Origin of the sequence: Flagellimonas olearia, from assembly GCF_009184425.1 — a bacterium.
Classification (GTDB): domain Bacteria; phylum Bacteroidota; class Bacteroidia; order Flavobacteriales; family Flavobacteriaceae; genus Flagellimonas; species Flagellimonas olearia.
Genome location: NZ_WELG01000074.1, coordinates 1 through 403, shown reverse-complemented (window position 1 = coordinate 403; position 403 = coordinate 1). Strand labels below are relative to the sequence as shown.

Annotated in this window: 1 protein-coding gene; it reads right to left on the bottom strand. The window is 39.5% G+C overall.

Translation table 11 applies throughout. The features are described from left to right. The coding region (locus F8C76_RS19925) for an AAA family ATPase (protein ID WP_152132953.1) at positions 1 to 403 on the bottom strand (403 nt) is incomplete at both ends.

Sequence of the window (403 nt, the reverse complement as noted above, 5' to 3'; positions counted from 1 at the left end):
TCTCATGTCAAAGCGTTCAAAATGCAAATTCAAATTCAAGGCCAATTCTTTAGCCAACTCTGTTTTCCCCACCCCACTAGGCCCCACGAATAAAAAGCTCCCCACAGGCTTATTTTTTGCAGAAAGCCCGCAATGCTGGATTTTAATCGCATTGCTGACAAGACTAATCGCTTCTGCTTGGGCAAAAATCTTATTTTTAAGCGATTTTTCTAAATTCCTTAAAAGAGCTTTTTTATCGCTACTCAAACGCATTTTAGGGATTTTAAGCTTTATGGCGAGCGCTTCTTTCACATCATCAACGCTGATTTTTTTGCCCTTTTTAGGGCTGATTTTTTTCCTTGATCCCACCTCATCTAGTAGTTCAATCGCTTTATCCGGCAAGAATCTATCATGCATGTAATCA